Annotated in this window: 15 protein-coding genes and 1 tRNA gene; 9 read left to right on the top strand and 7 right to left on the bottom strand. The window is 36.4% G+C overall.

The window, feature by feature from the left end; translation table 11 throughout:
• Positions 1-59 precede the first annotated feature (59 nt).
• Entirely contained in the window at positions 60-1,802 is a 1,743-nt protein-coding gene (locus BALOs_RS13770) for a tail fiber domain-containing protein (RefSeq protein ID WP_120405515.1), read from the top strand.
• Between the two features lie 65 nt (positions 1,803-1,867).
• Here the strand turns inward: BALOs_RS13770 and BALOs_RS13765 are convergent, their stop codons facing one another.
• The gene (locus BALOs_RS13765; RefSeq protein ID WP_114705757.1) at positions 1,868-2,470 is read right to left on the bottom strand and encodes a radical SAM protein; all 603 of its coding nucleotides are present in this window, start codon (positions 2,468-2,470) and stop codon (positions 1,868-1,870) included.
• 136 nt (positions 2,471-2,606) lie between these two features.
• Here BALOs_RS13765 and BALOs_RS13760 point away from each other — a divergent pair, with 136 nt between their 5' ends.
• Complete coding sequence (locus BALOs_RS13760) at positions 2,607-4,151, top strand: carbon-nitrogen hydrolase family protein (RefSeq protein ID WP_120405514.1); 1,545 nt, start codon at positions 2,607-2,609, stop codon at positions 4,149-4,151.
• Positions 4,152-4,197: 46 nt separating this feature from the next.
• Here BALOs_RS13760 and BALOs_RS13755 read toward each other — a convergent pair whose 3' ends face one another.
• The 3 genes from BALOs_RS13755 to BALOs_RS13745 form a co-directional block, all read right to left on the bottom strand.
• The gene (locus tag BALOs_RS13755; protein WP_120405513.1) at positions 4,198-5,604 is read right to left on the bottom strand and encodes a methyl-accepting chemotaxis protein; all 1,407 of its coding nucleotides are present in this window, start codon (positions 5,602-5,604) and stop codon (positions 4,198-4,200) included.
• A gap of 3 nt (positions 5,605-5,607) precedes the next feature.
• Complete coding sequence (locus BALOs_RS13750) at positions 5,608-6,192, bottom strand: hypothetical protein (protein WP_120405512.1); 585 nt, start codon at positions 6,190-6,192, stop codon at positions 5,608-5,610.
• A gap of 113 nt (positions 6,193-6,305) precedes the next feature.
• On the bottom strand, positions 6,306-7,886 hold the full coding sequence (locus BALOs_RS13745; protein ID WP_120405511.1) for a GMC oxidoreductase: 1,581 nt from the start codon (positions 7,884-7,886) through the stop codon (positions 6,306-6,308).
• 189 nt (positions 7,887-8,075) lie between these two features.
• On the opposite strand from BALOs_RS13745, the gene BALOs_RS13740 reads away from it, so the two are divergent.
• Positions 8,076-8,357, top strand: a complete 282-nt coding sequence (locus tag BALOs_RS13740) for a hypothetical protein (RefSeq protein WP_120405510.1) — start codon at positions 8,076-8,078, stop codon at positions 8,355-8,357.
• A gap of 467 nt (positions 8,358-8,824) precedes the next feature.
• Here BALOs_RS13740 and BALOs_RS13730 read toward each other — a convergent pair.
• Positions 8,825-8,901 (bottom strand) — tRNA-Ile (locus BALOs_RS13730).
• Between the two features lie 133 nt (positions 8,902-9,034).
• Between BALOs_RS13730 and dapF the strand changes: the two genes are divergently transcribed.
• The 4 genes from dapF to BALOs_RS13710 are packed head-to-tail and all read left to right on the top strand — an operon-like array spanning position 9,035 to position 11,519.
• The gene (dapF, locus tag BALOs_RS13725) at positions 9,035-9,823 is read left to right on the top strand and encodes a diaminopimelate epimerase (RefSeq protein ID WP_120405508.1); all 789 of its coding nucleotides are present in this window, start codon (positions 9,035-9,037) and stop codon (positions 9,821-9,823) included.
• Entirely contained in the window at positions 9,816-10,205 is a 390-nt protein-coding gene (locus BALOs_RS13720; RefSeq protein WP_114705749.1) for a hypothetical protein, read from the top strand. Before dapF ends, BALOs_RS13720 begins: the two co-directional genes overlap by 8 nt.
• Positions 10,205-10,987 (top strand): TlyA family RNA methyltransferase, encoded by a 783-nt coding sequence (locus BALOs_RS13715; protein WP_120405507.1) that lies wholly within the window; start codon positions 10,205-10,207, stop codon positions 10,985-10,987. The genes BALOs_RS13720 and BALOs_RS13715 overlap by 1 nt, the downstream gene beginning before the upstream one ends.
• 1 nt (position 10,988) lies before the next feature.
• Positions 10,989-11,519, top strand: coding sequence for a TIGR00730 family Rossman fold protein (locus BALOs_RS13710; protein WP_114705747.1), 531 nt, complete (start codon positions 10,989-10,991; stop codon positions 11,517-11,519).
• 17 nt (positions 11,520-11,536) lie between these two features.
• Here the strand turns inward: BALOs_RS13710 and BALOs_RS13705 are convergent, their stop codons facing one another.
• Positions 11,537-12,367, bottom strand: a complete 831-nt coding sequence (locus BALOs_RS13705) for a hypothetical protein (RefSeq protein ID WP_120405506.1) — start codon at positions 12,365-12,367, stop codon at positions 11,537-11,539.
• Between the two features lie 200 nt (positions 12,368-12,567).
• Between BALOs_RS13705 and BALOs_RS13700 the strand changes: the two genes are divergently transcribed.
• Both BALOs_RS13700 and BALOs_RS13695 read left to right on the top strand, forming a co-directional pair.
• Positions 12,568-13,365: a biosynthetic peptidoglycan transglycosylase gene (locus tag BALOs_RS13700; RefSeq protein ID WP_114705745.1), complete on the top strand. Its 798-nt coding sequence runs from the start codon at positions 12,568-12,570 to the stop codon at positions 13,363-13,365.
• Positions 13,355-13,960, top strand: a complete 606-nt coding sequence (locus BALOs_RS13695) for a hypothetical protein (protein WP_133296872.1) — start codon at positions 13,355-13,357, stop codon at positions 13,958-13,960. Before BALOs_RS13700 ends, BALOs_RS13695 begins: the two co-directional genes overlap by 11 nt.
• On the opposite strand, the gene BALOs_RS13690 is transcribed toward BALOs_RS13695, so the two are convergent.
• Positions 13,942-14,514 (bottom strand): hypothetical protein, encoded by a 573-nt coding sequence (locus BALOs_RS13690; protein ID WP_114705743.1) that lies wholly within the window; start codon positions 14,512-14,514, stop codon positions 13,942-13,944. The genes BALOs_RS13695 and BALOs_RS13690 overlap by 19 nt on opposite strands.
• Positions 14,515-14,522 lie beyond the last annotated feature (8 nt).

Below are 14,522 nucleotides of genomic sequence, written 5' to 3'. Positions count from 1 at the left end.
GCATTAAAATTTAAATACACTTATAATTATAATATAATGCATATTTAAAGGTGTCTCAAATGAATTACAAAAAACGAAATAATGAGTTTGGTTTTACCCTCGTGGAAGTAATGGTTGCCGCGGGGCTCATTGGTGTTCTTTCAGTTGCTCTAGTTAACATGATTGGAAATATTAATCGTACTTCTAAAAGAGCTTCACAAGTTTTTAACATACAACAAGAAATTCAAAGAATGTCAGGAATTCTTGCTGACCAGGATTCATGTGAAAAAACATTTTCAGGTGAGTCTTTTGGTGGAACGGCCAGTGGAAGTAGCTTTAGCTTTAATCAAATTAATCGCTCTGATGGGCCAAATCCAGCAGATTTTGATGTTGTCTATCAACTTGATCAGGAACTCGGTGGAACAGACGGTATTGTACATATTGAAGAGATGACAGCGACAACAATTACAGGTCCTGGTCCAGTTTATATGCAAAATGGAGTAAATGTAACAAAGGTTGATGCAAGTATTAGAGTACGTTTTCAAAAAGGTCGTGTTGGAGCTAACCTTGCTAATGTAAAGAAGAGCTCAGTTGGAGCGACGGATATTGCTCGTGACTTTCCTGTTAGCTTCGTTGTTAATGCCGCTACAGGTGCTGTTGTATCTTGTTATGGTTCACAAAATCAATTTTCAGATGCTGTATGTGATGCTCTAGGTGGTGAAATTGATGCAAACGGAGATTGTACACAAGTGGAGCTCAAGTCTCGTGTTGCAGGTACAGTTGGAGTTGCTCTTGATTACTCTGCTCAAGTTGGTAGTAATGATGCTAGCCAGATTTCTTTAAATAATAGTGCTAACGTCCCACTTAGAATTCATAATGGTGGAAATAGTGCTATTGTAATTGATGATGATACAATACAAGCGACAACAGGAGCTGGAACTGATCCTCAAGCAATGGTAAATCCATTGTTGAATATAAATCCATACGGACCTATTCATATCGGTGGTCGTAATACTAATCCATTTGGAGCTCATAATACATCTAATGTACCGATGAGAATTTATCGAGGTACAAATTTCATGGGATTTACTGATGACACAATTCAACCTTCGTCTAATCTTAGTGGTTTAACATTAAAGCTAGGGCCATACAGTAATGTTGAAGTTGGTGGACCAGGTTCTCAAAATATTACATCAACTGGTGTTGGTAGACCTTCACTTAAAGTTCGAAGAGGAACTGGAACAGCCTTTCTTGGTGCAGATGAAAACGCTGTTCAAGCATTTAATGGTGTAGGGGGAGCAGCAAACTTATTTCTAAATCCTTATGGTACAGCTAACGTCTATGTTGGGCAGTCAGGTCAGACATCTCATTTACGCGTTTATGGAAATATTTATCTTGGTGATCCAGGTGCTCCAGTAACAACTCGAGTAATGACTCTCTATGATAATTCTTACTTAAACTTCACATCTGATGAACGTTTGAAGAAAGAGATTGTGGAAATCGATGATGTATTATCTAAACTTGATCATATAAGAGGTGTTGAATTTGTTTGGCGAAGCAACGAAAGAAGAGATATTGGTTATATTGCACAAGACATAGAGAAGGTTTTTCCAGAAGTTGTGGAAAGAGATGAAGAGACAGGTATGTTAAATGTTCAATACACAAAAATGCCTGCTATAAATACTGCTGCAATTAAAGAGCTTAGAGCAGAGAACCAAGAGCTTAAGTTTAGAGTTAACCTTCTTATGAAGGCCCTGTGTGAAGGTGAAGATGCATATAAATATGAAGATGTATGCGCACTACCTTTAGCGCCTTTAGAATAAAATTAAGACAAATAGATAATATAAAAGGGAGTCATGGACTCCCTTTTTTTATTTAGCTTTAATGTTTAAACGAGATTGCAATCGCAGTGATAACGAAAGAGTGTTTCAAAGCTGTCTTCACTAATTCGCTTCTTATTTCTCATGAAGAGCTTAAAAGCATCCCCACGATTAAGAGTTTGACCGTGTTTCATATTACAGGCCAATTTGAATGAAATATGAGGGTATTTATCTAAGAAGTCATCAACCATATGGTGATTATCATTTGTAACGATGATGACATAAGTGACTTGCTCTTCGTCCATATCGGGAAATTCTATTTCCTGGTCTAGGGTTTCCACACAATGATAAAGAACTTCATCAATATATTGTAAGTATTTATCACCATATCTTTTAATGAAGAGCCCATTTGTGAAAACATCAATTGTACAATTAAGCTTCACAAGATGCTCAAAGACTTTTTCCATCGTTTTTGGATCAATTAAACCTGGCTCACCTCCACTGAGGCTAACTGTAGCACCTTCTGTTACATTATAAATCTTCTCAAGGAGCATCTCCTTGCTGATTGGATTCTTCTTATTGCGCTCATGAGTGTCTATGATGCAATACGAGCAATCCCAGTTGCAGTTAAAGGTAGTAATTATAGTGAATTCATCACGAGCTTCGGCCATAGAATTATTGTAACACGGTACAGAATCGTAAAAAAGCTTTATTTCTTCTTAAGATTTCGGTCAGTTAACTTCGTCTTGTCCACAGTGAATTTACTGCTAAAATAGTAAGCATAAAGAATGAATCAAGGATGATTTTATGGCCAAAAAGGCAAAACAAGTAAAGCTTGAGGTAAGACTATCTCAACTTAGTGATATTGACGGAATTTTTGATCTAGTTGAGCGATCTTATACTGGATTTCAAGACTCATATACAAAAGGGATGATTAGAGGACAGATTACTAATTATCCTGAAGGTAATTTTGTCGCTACCCTCAATGGAAAGATTGTGGGCTATAGTGCAAGTATTCTCATTTCAGAAAAGAAGGCCACTGCAAAGCATACTTGGGCAAGTATAACTGGCCGAGGCTATGGATCAACTCACGATGAAGAAGGAGATATTCTTTATGGATATGAAACTTGTGTTGATCCAGATATTAGAGGTCAACGAATAGGACAGCGCTTATATAATGCAAGAAAGAGACTGGTTAAGTACGAGCGATTAAAAGGAATTGTATTTGCCGGACGTATCCCAAATCTTAAAAAGAAAATTAAACAAGTCGAAAGTGTTGAAGACTACATCAACCAAGTTAAAGATAAGAAGATACGAGATACGACTCTTGGCTTTCAATTACGTAACGGATTTGAGGTTCTTGGTGTATTAGAGAAGTATCTACCAGATGATAAAGAGTCCATGGGTTATGGAGTACATTTAATTTGGAGAAATTCAGAGTATGAAGCACGGGACAGTAAAGCAGATCGTCCGATTAAACAAAACTCTGTAAGAATTGTTAGTGTCCAATATCAGCAACGTGGTATTAAAAGCTTTAAAGAATTTGAAGACCTTGTTGAATATTATGTTGATGTTACTGCTGATTATCGTGCAGACTTTGTTTTATTTCCAGAGCTTTTCACAATGCAGCTTCTTTCAATTAAGAACGAAGAAGTAACTGCAGACGTTGCTATTGAGCATATGACTGCATACACAGAAGACGTGAAATCTTTATTCCAACGTCTGGCCGTTAAGTATAATGTGAATATTATTGCAGGATCTCACCCAACTAAAGTAGGGGATAGAGTTCATAATATAAGTTATATCTGCCTTCGCGATGGACAAATTCATGAGCAAGCAAAAATACATCCAACTCCTGATGAGCAATATTGGTGGAATATTGAAGGGGGAGATGAAGTAAAAGTAATTGACACTGATTGTGGCCCTATCGGAGTTCTAATTTGTTATGATAGTGAATTCCCAGAGCTAACAAGGCATCTTGCTAACCAAGGGATTAATATTCTCTTTGTTCCATTCTTAACAGATAATCGCCAAGCCTATTGTCGAGTGAAATTCTGTTGTCAGGCACGTGCTATTGAAAATCAAATTTATGTTGCAATGGCCGGAAATGTTGGAAACCTTCCACGTGTTAACAACGTTGATATTCAATATGCCCAAAGTTGTATTCTAACACCTTGTGATTTTCCTTTCGCTCGTGATGGGATCGCTGCTGATACAACACCAAACGTAGAAATGGTTGCTATCGCAGACTTACGTATTGATACATTACTTGAGGCCCGTCAAAATGGTGCTGTTAAGAATTTAAAAGATCGAAGACACGATCTCTATTCAGTTACATGGCATGGTAAATGATTTAATCATTTACCATGGCGATATATTAGATTTTTAATGTTAGAGATTATGCAACCTTCATGATTTTACTTTGAATATGATTCAACTTCTTTGATTCATCTTCAAGCTTGTCTGTAATGTCAGCTACGGTTTTAATTTGAACCAGTGACTCACTACTTGATTCGTTGATATTATGTAGTGCTTCTGAAAGCTCCTTAATACCAATATCTTGCTGGTCAGCAGCAGATGAGATTTCTTTCAAAGATACTTCTTGCTCTGTTGAGTTCTTTTCCACTTCATAAAATGATGAAGTAAGCTTCTTATTTATATCCTGCCAAAATTCAAATGAATCAGTAATTTCTTGTTGAAAGCTTGTAAGCTTTTGTGCAACTGACTCCACGGAGTTATTTAACTGCTCTTTACTTGTGTTTACAATATCATTGATTTCAACAGCTGCTGCTCCTGAAGTTGAAGCGAGTTTTCCAATTTCTTCAGCTACGACAGAAAATCCTTTCCCGTGCTCACCAGCTCTAGCCGCCTCTACTGAAGCGTTAAATGATAAGAGCTTTGTTTGGAAAACGATATCATTAATTAATGTCGTTTTCTCACTAATTGTATTTACGGATTCAACAACTGAATTAAGTTGTGTTGAAGAGGTCTCTTGCAGATCTTTCATATTTTCCACTAGAGATGTTAATGAATTAATAAATCGTTCACCTTCACCAATTGCTTGTGAACTTTCACCCATTGATGTTTTTGATTCATTCATTATCGAGATGACTCGTTCAATCTGATTTTTTGTACTCTCAACCATTTGTGAAATTTGTGTTGCTGTTGCTGAAATTTGAGTAATGGCCGAAGAGTTATTTTGCGAGTTACCAAGTAGTTGATGACAAGACTGACTTGAAACTTTTGAAGCGCTATCAATACTACTTACTAGTGGTCTAATCTCATTATTAATTTGTTCTTGAAGCTCAAGCACTTTGTTGAATCGATATGCTAGAAATGTACATGCAATTGCTTCAACAACTACAAATGCCGCATGAATTGCCACAATCCCTAAACTTGCTTCATAGTTAAAAATACTACTAGGTAGAAGAAAGTAAAAAGCAACATGGTGTACAGCTGCTGTTAGTGCTGCAGCAACGATTGTTAATGGAGTTGCTAAAACACTTAAAATTCCAATGGCAACAAATATATGAAAGTGCCATTCAATCATACCTTTACCAAGATGGATCATAACACCAGATAGTGCAATATAAGTGAAGCCCATTAAGATCGCAGCTACTTTTGTATTCTTTAATAGGTATTGCACACCTAATTGTCCAGCACCTAATAGAATTGGGCCAAGTATCGCAATACTGTATTGTGTATCAAAGAACCAGGCCATAACCATAAAAATTGGAATATGTGCAAAGATAGCGATATTTGTATACTTTAAAACTTTACTTAAATTTGATTCGTAAACACTCACTTTCTACTCCTGATACTTCAATCCCAGTGGATCCAGTAGCTTTTGATACTTCTTGCTAACTGCACATCCTATAACTGGCATCGATGCTATTTTTCGTTTTTTATCAATATTATTTAAAAAGCTTTGAATATTAATTTTTGTAAATGGTGTAATGGATTTATCTGAGTAACCACCAACATATTGTGTTTCCAAGTTATTATCGTATATAACGAGAAGGGGAACTCCCTTAATCATATCTGCTTTTTCAGCATCAAGTTTCTTAGTTTCAATTAATTGAACCTTATATCCCTTGGCCTTTAAGTTCTTTTCAAACTCGAGCTCATTATCATCGATAATAATTGCTAATTCATTTTCTAACGGCTTTCTACTTAATAAGTGTTTATAAACTTGCTGAGAGCAACTACAGGCCGGCGTAATAAAGTGTGCTACACCATGACCTTCTTTAATTTTTGGTAAGAGATTCTTGAATTCAACTTGCTTATTTTTTTCTGGGCCAAGGTCTGCATAATGCCACGAATGCAGTATTGTGATCACAGCCGATACTGCAATTACCCAAGAAGCAATGAGAAATACGTGGAATTTCTTCATGCTTACTTTTTCGGAGTATTTGTTTATAAACTTAATTAATTCAGTGGTTTATATTTAGTTTTTAGATTTTATCTGTATTTCTAGTTACTTGGCTCATCTTTTTTCATCAATTATTATTTATCTTTTTCAGCAATTTTACTCATGCCATATTCAGTTATGGCCGTAATTGATAATGATGGATTCACTCCTGGATTTGCAGAGATCATTGAGCCATCAAAGACATACATATTCTCATAATTGAAAACTTTATTGTCCTTATCAATGACTCCTTCCTTCTCACTTTCTCCCATACAGGCTCCACCTAAAATATGAGCGGTTGAAGGAATACCTGTTAGTGTTTCAGTAAACATCACCATTGGTTTTCCATCAATGATCTTACAATACTTCTTGGCCATTTCATGTGCAGTCTTAATAAAGGCGGTAGGAGCTTCTCCTTCTGAAAGAAGTGTTTTTAATCCGAAAAATCCTTTTCGAAATTTTAAAGTACTATCTAAGTGCTGCATAAAAAGGTGAATATTAGTCTGCTTTGCAAAGTCTTTTACTGTTAAGATGCGAAGCCACTTAATAGGATTCTTTAGAGGCTCGATAATGAGCTTTAACATTCTTAAAATGAAGTTTGGCTCAGAGATCATTGGAACCATTAAGACACGCCAGAAGCCAGAACCTTTTCCATAGCGTGTCGGTTCAAGGTGAGAGTGCTCGTCGATATCTATTATCGAACCAATTGCAACTCCTTTAGTCATATCGATATTTCGCTTATAAGTTGTATTTAAGATAAGTGCTTCGTTGTTTGTTCTAATGGTATCTCCAAGTGCAGGAGATAATTTAGGAAGAGACTTCTTTTTCAAATCAAGTAGTAAGTTAATTGTCCCAAGAACACCAGCACTGAATATAACTCCCTTACTTTTAAAAGTCCTTGTTTTACCAAAGTACTTTGTTGATTCCTTAACCGTTATAGAATAACCAGTACGGCCCGATTCACCATCTAAAGGTATGACATCAATTACTTTATTCTCAGCAAGAATATCTACCCCAAGTTTACGTGCAAGATAGAGATAATTCTTATCTAAAGTATTCTTGGCATTGTAGCGACAACCAGTCATACAAGCACCACAGGCTATACATCCGGAGCGAGTTGGTCCTTTACCATCAAAGTAGGGATCATCAACTTCAATACCTTCCTTTCCTTTCTCGCCAAAATAGACAGATACCTTTGTTGCATCAAAGTGATCTTCTCTTCCAATTTCTTTTGCTAGTTGTTTTAATGTAAAGTCAGCATCACCATGATGTTTTGTTTTCTCTGCTCCAAGCATCTTCCATGCAAGATCATAATAAGGGGACAACTCTTCTTCCCAATTATTTAAATTCTTCCAAGGTCCATGCTCAAAGAATTGGGACTTCGGTTTAGGAAGTGTATTTGCATAAACAAGAGATCCACCTCCAACACCAACACCACTTAAGACCGATACATGTCTAAAGAAAGTAAGTTGCTGAATACCAAAAAACTTCAACTGAGGTAGCCACATCCATTTAGGTAGATTCCAATTTGTCTTAGGAAATTTTGAAGTATCACCATAATCCTTTCCCTTTTCAATAACGAGAACGCTATAGCCTTTTTCTGCAAGCCTAAGTGCAGAGACAGAGCCACCAAAACCTGAGCCTACAATAATATAATCGTAAGAATCCTTGATCATAACTACCTAAATTTCATTGTTAATATTCACTTATTCTAACACGTCATTTTCTAGTAATTAAAGTCTTAACTAATTTTGTGACCTCGTAAGCTATTGTAATTAAATAACTTAATTCACTTAAATATATCTAGTGGACGTAAGAATTGGCCGAGCCTATGTTATAATAGATGAAAAGATTTGGGGGAAATTATGAAATATACAATTTTGGCCTTGGCCTTAACTTTGGTTTCATCATCAGTTTTTTCAAAAGGTAGACCTCTACTAAGATGTCCTAAAAAAGATAATAAGGCCCTTGTTTGTCATGTGCCTCCAGGAAATCCTTCAGATGCTAAAGAGATCTTTATTGGTAAAGATGCTGTTGAAGATCATCTGGCCCACGGTGACTACACTGGCTATTGTAAAGACACAAATTACGAAGCAAAGAAAGAGATGTGTGGAATTTGTGATGCGGATATCGATCCGAATTGTTAGTGGTTTAAAGTATAATATATTTTAAATAAAGATTGGCCTCTACGAATTAGGGGCCTTTTTATTTTTAGTAAGTAAAGACTTGCGGTCGCGAACTCACCTATGCGAGGGGCACTCTCTCGCTCACTTCGTGTTCGCTCGTCAGTGATGCTCGGCTTCAAATGCCATCGTGGCATTTGCCGCCTCAACAACTTGTTCCATGATCAAAATTTGAAAATCTTGAATATCGCACAAATAAAAAAAGCCCCGGCAGATGCCGAGGCTTTTTTTATGGTGGGACATACAAGACTTGCGGTCGTGAACTCTCTAGTCGAAATACATCTTTTTACATGGCACATTCACAGTAAAAACATGCCATCGGGCATGTTTTTTCACGACCGTGTGACAACCCTTCGGGTGGTCCCTGCGTTCAAGAAATAGATTTGGGTTTCAGGCAAAAAAAAACCTAGTGCGAAGACTAGGTTTTTCTATGGTGGGACATACAAGACTTGAACTTGTGACCACCCGGTTATGAGCCGGGGGCTCTAACCAACTGAGCTAATGTCCCATAAGTTGGTAATTTGAAATATAAATTTAACTAAGAATTGGTAATCTGGCTACAAAATTTTGATACACGGCGGTGGTGCGATGTGTAATTGGCGATAGTAGTCAAATTTATTAAATAATGAAATGATATTCTCATGACAAATTTCAGTAAATACAGCTCTAATGGAAATGACTTTATCGTCATCGATAACCGTGATGGAAAGCAAGATGTTCACAATATAGAAAAGTGGCAAAGGCTTTGTCAGCGCAACTTTGGAATCGGTGCAGACGGAGTAGTCTTCTTAGAGAACTCTGATAAATACGACTTTCATATGCGTTATCTTAATGCTGATGGTGGGGAAGTTAGTATGTGCGGAAACGCCACACGAGCTATTACGGATTTTTACCGTCGAGTTACTGATGCCCATAATTCTGATTTCACATTTACAACTAAGAGCGGTGTTTATTCATCAGGACTTGATGGAGATGTAATTTGGGTTCATATGGCCACAATCAAAGATGAAGACCTTTATGATATTTCTGGGAAATATGAAGAGGCCATTGACTCAATGTATGTAAATACAGGTGTTGAGCATTGCGTATTTATGGTCTACGACGCTCAAGAAGTTGACGTCGAAACAATAGGAAAGCGTATTCGCTATGATAAAGACTTTCCAGAGGGAGTGAACTCAAACTTCATTCATAAAATAGATGATGGAGAGTACCGAATTCGTACTTATGAAAGAGGTGTTGAGGGTGAGACCTTTGCTTGCGGTACAGGTAATGTCGCGGCCGCTTGTATGCTCTGGGATAAAGGCCATGAACATAGTGATGAAATAGAATTTCAAACAAATGGTGGTATACTATTTGTCAAAAGAGCAGCGGAGATGATCTATCTTGGCGGTCAAACAAAGCTAATTTACACAGGTGAATTCCATGATTAAAAAACTCATTTTATGCCTTCTGTTAAGTTTAAGTGCATATGCCACAATCTTTGTAGAAGTGGTAATGACTCATGAAAAAGACTTCGAGGGACAAACCATTCTTATGAGTGAGCTTCATTTTGTTGAAAATATACAACCAGATAAAATGAGTCGATTTGTTATGAAGAGTAAAATTGATCTCTTACTTTCAGGTACATTCATTGATGATGAAACAACTTATGGCCCAGGGTCACTTGTTGAAATCGAGGGAAGAGTACTCTCTAAAACACTTTCAAAAAGTTTTAAACTTGATCTTAAGCTAGGCCACGAAGGTAGTGTTATCTTCAATGAGCCAGAACTTGGTCAAAAAACGAAAATAAAGATAAAACCAGTTGTTCACTAATGTCCGATTCAAATTTAGAAAGACTCGATAAGAAATTAGCAGACTTAGGACTTGTTTCCACAAGATCAAAAGCACAGCAAATTATTGCAAACGGAAGGGTTCGTATTGCTGGAAAGATTATTACCAAAGCATCTTATAAAGTCGCTGATGAAGAAATCGAAATAATTGATGATGTCAAAGAAGTCGGGCGTGGCTTTCATAAATTAGCAGGGGCTTTTGAGCATTTTAATGTTGATGTAAAAGATAAAGTCGTAGCGGATGTGGGAGCAAGTACTGGCGGATTTACTCAATTTTGTCTTGGCCTTGGAGCAAGGAAAGTCTTTGCTATAGACGTTGGGCATGGACAACTTGATCCATCTCTTATTAGTGATGAAAGAGTTGTTAATTTAGAGGGAACAAATATTCGTGAATTAAATGGGCTAGAAGAGAAGGTTGATCTATGTGTCGCTGATCTGTCATTTATTTCACTGAATTTAATTTGGAATAACCTTGTTGCTATCAGTAAGGATAATGCTGAAATGATTCTTCTTTTTAAACCACAATTTGAAGTGGGACGAGAGGGCATTGGTAAGAAGGGACTTGTTAAAGGACGCGAATACGTCATTCGTGCACTTGAAGAAATGAAAATACAATGTGAGGCAATAGGTCTTAAGATTAAAGGTTTTAAGCCTTGTGTGATTAAAGGACGAAAGAGTGGAAATCAGGAGTATTTCTTATACTTAGATAAAAGCTCTAGCGAGAGTCTCACATTAGAAGAGTTAATTAAAGAAGTTGGAGAATAGAATGAGAGTATGTGTATTTTGTGGATCATCAAGTGGAAAGAGTGAAGTATACTTAGAGCAGGCAACTGATCTGGGGGAAAAACTTGTCGGAAATGGACACTACCTCGTTTACGGTGGAGCCTCAATTGGTGTGATGGGAAAAATCGCTGATACTATGCTTGCAAAAGATGGACACGTTATAGGTGTAATGCCTAAGTCTCTTATTGATTGGGAAGTCGGACATCAGGGTTTAACTGAGTTTATTGAAGTAGAAACAATGCATACACGTAAAGAGAAGATGTATGAATTATCGGATTGCTTTGTGACTTACCCAGGAGGCTTTGGAACTCTTGATGAGCTATTTGAGATCACAACTTGGGCCCAGCTTCAATATCACAAAAAGCCAATTTACTTGGTTAATGTTAATGGTTATTTTGATCACTTAATTAAGCATATTGAACTTTCTGTAGCAGAAGGGTTTGTTTCAAAAGAGCATTATGAATTAATTACTGTTGTGAATTCAAATGAAGAATTAATGGAGAGGATCAATTAAGATCCTCTCAGAATATTTTAGTCTTGTAGAATAATATAAATATTTGGTTCATCAACTTCGATAGTATTGCTTTCGAAGCGCTCTAGTTCTTTAAAGATTGTACGACGAACGTTAAAGAATCCGGCCTTTGCCTTTTCAATTTTTATATTGATAATTTTATTATCTAAATCGTATGAAGAGCGGCCCTCAAATTTAACTTTTATACCCTTAGAAATATTTCCTTTAAGGTGTCCATTAAATTTACCATTTCGAATATTAAGACTGATCCCATCGATTTCAACAGCATCACCAAGTGTTTCATACTCATTTGTTACATTATAGAAACTTCTTTCATCACTTTTAAAATAGGCCTTATCCACATTTAGTGTTAGATAGTTGAAGCAGTTTTGAAGAAGTTGTTCATATTCACTTCCTTCGCGCTCTCTTTTTTGACATTGAATTCTTGAGTTTGTGAGTGTCGTTCTAAACCCTTCACCTGTGGCATTAATATTTGTTAGGCCCAGTGAAAGGTCAGCATTTCCATTTGTATAATTAATATTATCAAGATCAATCTTATTGGCATCTCTAATTGGAAGGGAAGATAGATCGAGCTCAAAGGCTTCATTTTCTACTCGAAACATTAGGATTCCATTATAGTTTTCAACTTCAAGTTTTGGATTTATAAAATCACCAAAGCCTTCAATTGAAACTTCTTTTGCGCTTCCGTCACCTTGAGGTGAAGTATAAAGAGCATTTAATTGAGTTATTCTACCAATAGGGAAAGAGGCTTCCTCTTGGGCAAATGTTTGTGTGGTGGCGAATATGAGGCAGCAAGATGCCGTCATCATTTTTAATGATTTTGTAAACATGTCAACTCCGTTTGTCTGTGTAGCAATAAACGAATCGGGTGTTGTGGAGCGCATGCGTAATTAATTAAGGTGATTTTATCGATGTCGGTAAATAATGCCGATTTAGCAGGCTAAGTTATTAATAATATGAACGAGATCAGTAGGGAAGATGTCTATACTGGACTATTCAAGTAAAGTAAAAACATGCTATATTGCGTCTAATGCTTAAGAAAATGATTCTACTATTCATCCTTGTAGGAGGGCTTCTCAGTGGTTACCTCTTTACGCAAGTACCAGTTTTAAATATTAATAAACTGGCAAATAGCTACGTCAAAAATGAATATAGGAATGAGTCAATTCATTACCGTATCGTTCACAAGAGACCTCGCAAGTGGGCAAGTCTTAAGGCCTTACCAAAGCATGTTTACTATGCTTTTATTGTTAGTGAGGATTGGTCCTTCTATAACCATCAAGGAGTTGATCTAAGGCAAATTTACATGGCCATCAAGGATCATTTAAATGGAGAGAAGTTAAGAGGGGCAAGTACGATCTCACAACAGCTGATAAAGAATCTCTATACAAAGAGTGAAAGAAGCCTGCAAAGAAAAGTATTTGAACTCTTTTCGACAATGTATTTAGAGAATCGTTTAACAAAAGATAAGATCCTAGAAACTTATTTAAATATCATTGAATTTGGAGAAGGACTTTACGGTATCACTGAGGCAAGCTGGTTTTACTTTAAAAAACGACCAGATGATCTAAATCCAAAAGAGGCTGCATTTCTAGCAATGTTACTTCCAAATCCCAAAGTATACTCTCAGTCTTTTCGCGATAAAGAGTTAACAGAGTTTGCTAATAAAATTGTAAATTCAATCTTGAATAAATTGAAAGTCGTAAAAGTAATCACGCCTGAAGAGTTAGATGATTACCGAGATTCAAATCTTTCATTTGAGAAAACAAAAGTACAGTCCGTAAAAAATAAGAAGCAGATATTAGAAGATGAATTCTTTGAACTTTAAAGAACTATTAAAAAATGTCTATTCAGATGTTGGCCTAGCAGAAGCTAAGACAAGACGTGCTCTTTTATCTGAGCAAATGTATGATAATGAGAAAAAAGGCCTTGATTGCATGAACTGTACTGGACGCTGTTGTACATACGAAGCGAATTCAATGCAAATGACATCGATTGAAGCACTTGAGGCCATGGCAGCTCTAGAAGAAAAAGGTCTACTTAATCAAGAAACAAGAAGACGATTAGAGGACTGCATATCTGAATTCAGGCTGGATAAATATATCCAAATAGGAGCTGGAGAGTTTTTTAGAAAGTCTTATACATGTCCTTTTTATTTTTATCCAAGTTTTGGATGTGGCCTGGGTGTCGATCATAAGCCTTATGGTTGTATTGCTTTCAATCCATGTGAGCCGGGACAAAGCGAAGGTGGAAATTGTCAAAGTGATTTAGATATTCAAGAAAAGCGAAACCTTCAATTTGAAGAAAGTGAAGATCTCGCTGATAAGTATCTTTTTGAAAAGTTTGATATTTCACCTTTGAAAGAGCCAATTCCAATTAAGCTCTTAGAGATTTGGCGAAAAGTTTATTCAGAAAAGTTATAACGAAGACCTAAGACCATCGTTTTCACAGTAAATTCAGTATCGTGAGTAATATCTAAATCTGATCCCGAACTATAGTGATATCCACCATAGACGTAAAAACGCTTACTCATTGGTACTTCTATATCCATTCCAAGTGTCCAGAGAATATAGTTTGTATCTGAAGGAGCTTGAGGGTTGCTATATTCCCTTGATACATACTTAAATCCAAAAAGTGGTTGAAACCACCAAAGCTTAAATCCAGTCGTTCCCATGACACCACTTTCTTTTAGATCAGTTTTAATTGTACTAGATTCTAATTTATAAGATTCATTACTATAGGTATTTTGATAATAAGATATTTTTGTTAAAAGCCAGTCTGTCTCTTCTGAAATTCCAATGTGAAAGCCTGTCCCGTCAGTTGTATAAGGTTCAAGGTCTGTATCACTGCCACCAAATAAATCGATGATTGTGACATCTTCTTCATACTTAGGCATCTGTGCACCAGCAACAATTCCATATTTAGCTGCACAAGATGTTAGAAAAACTAAAATAAATAATGGTAAAAAAACTTTCATATCTCTCC

Origin of the sequence: Halobacteriovorax sp. BALOs_7 (assembly GCF_003612895.1) — a bacterium.
GTDB classification, from domain to species: domain Bacteria; phylum Bdellovibrionota; class Bacteriovoracia; order Bacteriovoracales; family Bacteriovoracaceae; genus Halobacteriovorax_A; species Halobacteriovorax_A vibrionivorans.
This window is presented reverse-complemented; position numbering and strand designations above follow the sequence as displayed.

What these genes read in the sequence shown, in the direction of transcription:
- BALOs_RS13765 (WP_114705757.1), bottom strand. Translation starts at nt 2,470, where the DNA reads ATGGCCGAAGCTCGTGATGAATTCACTATAATTACTACCTTTAACTGC.
- BALOs_RS13710 (WP_114705747.1), top strand. Translation starts at nt 10,989, where the DNA reads ATGAGAGTATGTGTATTTTGTGGATCATCAAGTGGAAAGAGTGAAGTA.
- BALOs_RS13740 (WP_120405510.1), top strand. Translation starts at nt 8,076, where the DNA reads ATGAAATATACAATTTTGGCCTTGGCCTTAACTTTGGTTTCATCATCA.
- BALOs_RS13715 (WP_120405507.1), top strand. Translation starts at nt 10,205, where the DNA reads ATGTCCGATTCAAATTTAGAAAGACTCGATAAGAAATTAGCAGACTTA.
- BALOs_RS13700 (WP_114705745.1), top strand. Translation starts at nt 12,568, where the DNA reads ATGCTTAAGAAAATGATTCTACTATTCATCCTTGTAGGAGGGCTTCTC.
- BALOs_RS13745 (WP_120405511.1), bottom strand. Translation starts at nt 7,886, where the DNA reads ATGATCAAGGATTCTTACGATTATATTATTGTAGGCTCAGGTTTTGGT.
- BALOs_RS13760 (WP_120405514.1), top strand. Translation starts at nt 2,607, where the DNA reads ATGGCCAAAAAGGCAAAACAAGTAAAGCTTGAGGTAAGACTATCTCAA.
- BALOs_RS13770 (WP_120405515.1), top strand. Translation starts at nt 60, where the DNA reads ATGAATTACAAAAAACGAAATAATGAGTTTGGTTTTACCCTCGTGGAA.
- BALOs_RS13750 (WP_120405512.1), bottom strand. Translation starts at nt 6,192, where the DNA reads ATGAAGAAATTCCACGTATTTCTCATTGCTTCTTGGGTAATTGCAGTA.
- BALOs_RS13720 (WP_114705749.1), top strand. Translation starts at nt 9,816, where the DNA reads ATGATTAAAAAACTCATTTTATGCCTTCTGTTAAGTTTAAGTGCATAT.
- dapF (WP_120405508.1), top strand. Translation starts at nt 9,035, where the DNA reads ATGACAAATTTCAGTAAATACAGCTCTAATGGAAATGACTTTATCGTC.
- BALOs_RS13690 (WP_114705743.1), bottom strand. Translation starts at nt 14,514, where the DNA reads ATGAAAGTTTTTTTACCATTATTTATTTTAGTTTTTCTAACATCTTGT.
- BALOs_RS13705 (WP_120405506.1), bottom strand. Translation starts at nt 12,367, where the DNA reads ATGTTTACAAAATCATTAAAAATGATGACGGCATCTTGCTGCCTCATA.